This window comes from Pseudomonas sp. 05T35 (assembly GCF_056396605.1).
The window spans coordinates 1-3000 of record NZ_JBFTLU010000510.1; the positions used below are offsets into that span (position 1 = coordinate 1).

A 3000-nucleotide genomic window follows, 5' to 3' on the forward strand; every position below is an offset into this window, starting at 1 on the left:
GGGGGCTTGCGGATCGTTCAGGTCAAGCGGTTTAAGACCTGTAGAACGACCACCACCAAAACGTTCGGCGCGACGGTGCCAGGCCAGGTGCAAGGCACCGGCGAAGGCGTGCTTCATCGGCCCGCCCCAGGTCATGCCGAAGAACAACTCGGACACGCCCCACAGCACGCCGACACCGAGGATCGCCGCCAACAGCCAACCGCCGAAGTTTTCCGGAAGGATGCCCGCCACCGGCAGGGTCACCAGGAAGAACGACGCCGAGAATGCCAGCAAACTTTTCGGCAAGCGCATCCACGGACCTTTGGATAAACGCGCCGGCGGGTTGCGCCGACGCAGGTAAACAAAGATCGCCCCGACGAACATCACTGCCGTCATCAACAACAGTGCATAACCGAGGAAACGGTTATGCAGGCCAAAACCGTGAACCAGGATCGCCAGCACGATGGACGCCACCGCACCACCCGCCGTGGCGACGTGGGTGTTGGCGATGTATTTGTCCCGCGCCACCACGTGGTGCAGATCGACCATGTAGCGTTTGGGCATGGCCAGCAGGCCGCCGATCAGATCGACCTTGGACGCACGGCCCCGGCGCCACATGGCCACCCGCCGCAACGCGCCCAGGACAGCCAGGCCCAGGGCAGCAAACAGCAGGATGGGAAGAAGGGTGTTTAACATGGTGGAGCTCCCAAAGACCTCGGGGTCATGTGCGTGCCGATGAGAGCGACGCACCTACTTGTGGCGAGGGAGCTTGCTCCCGCTGGAGTGCGAAGCGCTCCCAAAACAGTCTCAGGTGTACACCTGATACACCTCGACTGCAGGTTTTGGGGCTGCTTCGCAGCCCAGCGGGAGCAAGCTCCCTCGCCACAGGTGATGGTGGTAAATCCGTTAGAAATCCTTGCACAACCGCAACGCGTCGTAGATCGCCGCGTGCGTGTTGCGCTGGGCCACGCAGTCACCGATGCGGAACAGCAAGTAGCCGTCACCCGACTGGCTCAACGATGGCTGAGGCTTGATCGCGAACAAGGCTTCGATATCCATCTGGCCTTTGTTGCGCGAGCCTTCCTTCAGCGCGTAGTAGATTTCTTCGTCCGGCCGCACGCCGTTCTCGACCACGACCTGGTCGACCACCCGCTCCTCTTTGGCGCCGGTGTATTCGTTTTCCAGTACCGCCACCAGCTTGTCGCCTTCGCGGTAGACCTTATCGAGCATCATGTCGCCGGTCATGATCACTTCTTTCGGGTACATGCTGCGGTAGTACGTCGGGAACGACGTGCCGCCGATGGCCACGCCCGGCTTGATGTCGTCGGTGACGATCTCGACCTGGCTGCCCTTGTCGGCGAGGTAGTCGGCAACCGACATCCCGGTGAACTCGCAAATGGTGTCGTAGACCAGCACGTTCTTGCCCGGCGCAACCTTGCCGTCGAGCACGTCCCAACTGCTGACCACCAGGCCTTCAGCCGCGCCCCAGTGTTCGTTCTGCTCCAGGAACGGATGACCGCCAACGGCGAGCACCACGATGTCCGGACGCAGGTCGAGAATGGTCGCCGCGTCGGCGGCCACGCCCAGGCGCAGGTCGACCTTCAAACGCGCCAGTTCCAGCTGGAACCAACGGGTGATACCGGCGATCTGGTCCCGTTGCGGGGCTTTCGAGGCGGTAGTGATCTGTCCGCCGATGAATTCTTTCTTCTCGAACAGGGTCACGTCGTGGCCACGTTCGGCGGCTACACGTGCCGCTTCCATCCCCGCAGGGCCAGCACCGACCACCACGACTTTGCGTTTCACACCGGTCGATTTCTCGATGATGTGCGGTACGCCCATGTATTCACGGGAGGTCGCGGCGTTCTGGATGCACAGCACGTCCAGACCCTGGTACTGACGGTCGATGCAGTAGTTGGCACCCACGCATTGTTTGATCTGGTCGATCTGGCCCATCTTGATCTTGGCGATCAGGTGCGGGTCGGCGATGTGCGCACGGGTCATGCCGACCATGTCGACGTAACCGCCTTCCAGAATACGGGTTGCCTGGTTCGGGTCCTTGATGTTCTGCGCGTGCAGCACCGGGGCCTTGACCACTTCCTTGATACCGGCCGCCAAGTGCAGGAACGGCTCCGGTGGATAACTCATGTTGGGGATAACGTTGGCCAGGGTGTTGTGGGTATCGCACCCCGAACCCACGACGCCGATGAAGTCGATCATGCCGGTGTCGTCGTAGTACTTGGCGATCTGCTTCATGTCCTCATGGCTCAGGCCATCAGGGTGGAATTCGTCACCGCAGATACGGATGCCGACGCAGAAGTCCGGACCGACTTCCTTACGCACAGCCTTGATTACTTCCAGGCCGAAACGCATGCGGTTCTCGAAACTGCCGCCCCATTCGTCGGTACGTTTGTTGACGCGCGGGCTCCAGAACTGGTCGATCATGTGCTGGTGCACTGCCGACAGTTCTACGCCGTCCAGGCCACCGGCCTTGGCACGCGCAGCAGCACTGGCGTAGTTGCCGATCACCCGCCAGATTTCTTCCGGCTCGATGGTTTTGCAGGTCGCGCGGTGCACCGGTTCACGGATGCCCGACGGCGACAGCAGGGTCGGCCAATGCTCGCCATCCCAACGCGAACGACGGCCCATGTGGGTAATCTGGATCATGATCTTGGCGCCATGCTTGTGCATGGCATCAGCCAGGTTCTGGAAGTGCGGAATAATCCGGTCGTCGGCCAGGTTGACCGACTTCCACCAGCCTTGCGGGCTGTCGATGGCGACGCTGGAAGAACCGCCGCAAATCGCCAGGCCGATCCCGCCCTTGGCTTTCTCTTCGTAGTACTTCACGTACCGATCGGTGGTCATACCGCCGTCGGTGGCGTAAACCTCGGCGTGCGCGGTGCTGAGCACGCGGTTGCGGATGGTCAGTTTGCCGATTTGAATCGGCTGGAACATTGCTTCGAAAGCCATGGCAGGATCCTCGACTTACAACGGCTTGACGGTGAACAAGCCGTCGTCGTGGCC

At 61.4% G+C, this 3000-nt stretch carries 1 protein-coding gene and 1 pseudogene; both read right to left on the reverse strand.

Translation table 11 applies throughout. The annotated features are described in order from the left end of the window. Positions 1-675 (reverse strand): annotated as a pseudogene (gene dgcB, locus AC1DH9_RS26270) (dimethylglycine demethylation protein DgcB); the annotation flags it as partial. Between the two features lie 210 nt (positions 676-885). Beyond that, positions 886-2946: a dimethylglycine demethylation protein DgcA gene (dgcA, locus tag AC1DH9_RS26275; protein WP_427545906.1), complete on the reverse strand. Its 2061-nt coding sequence runs from the start codon at positions 2944-2946 to the stop codon at positions 886-888. Between the last annotated feature and the right edge of the window lie 54 nt (positions 2947-3000).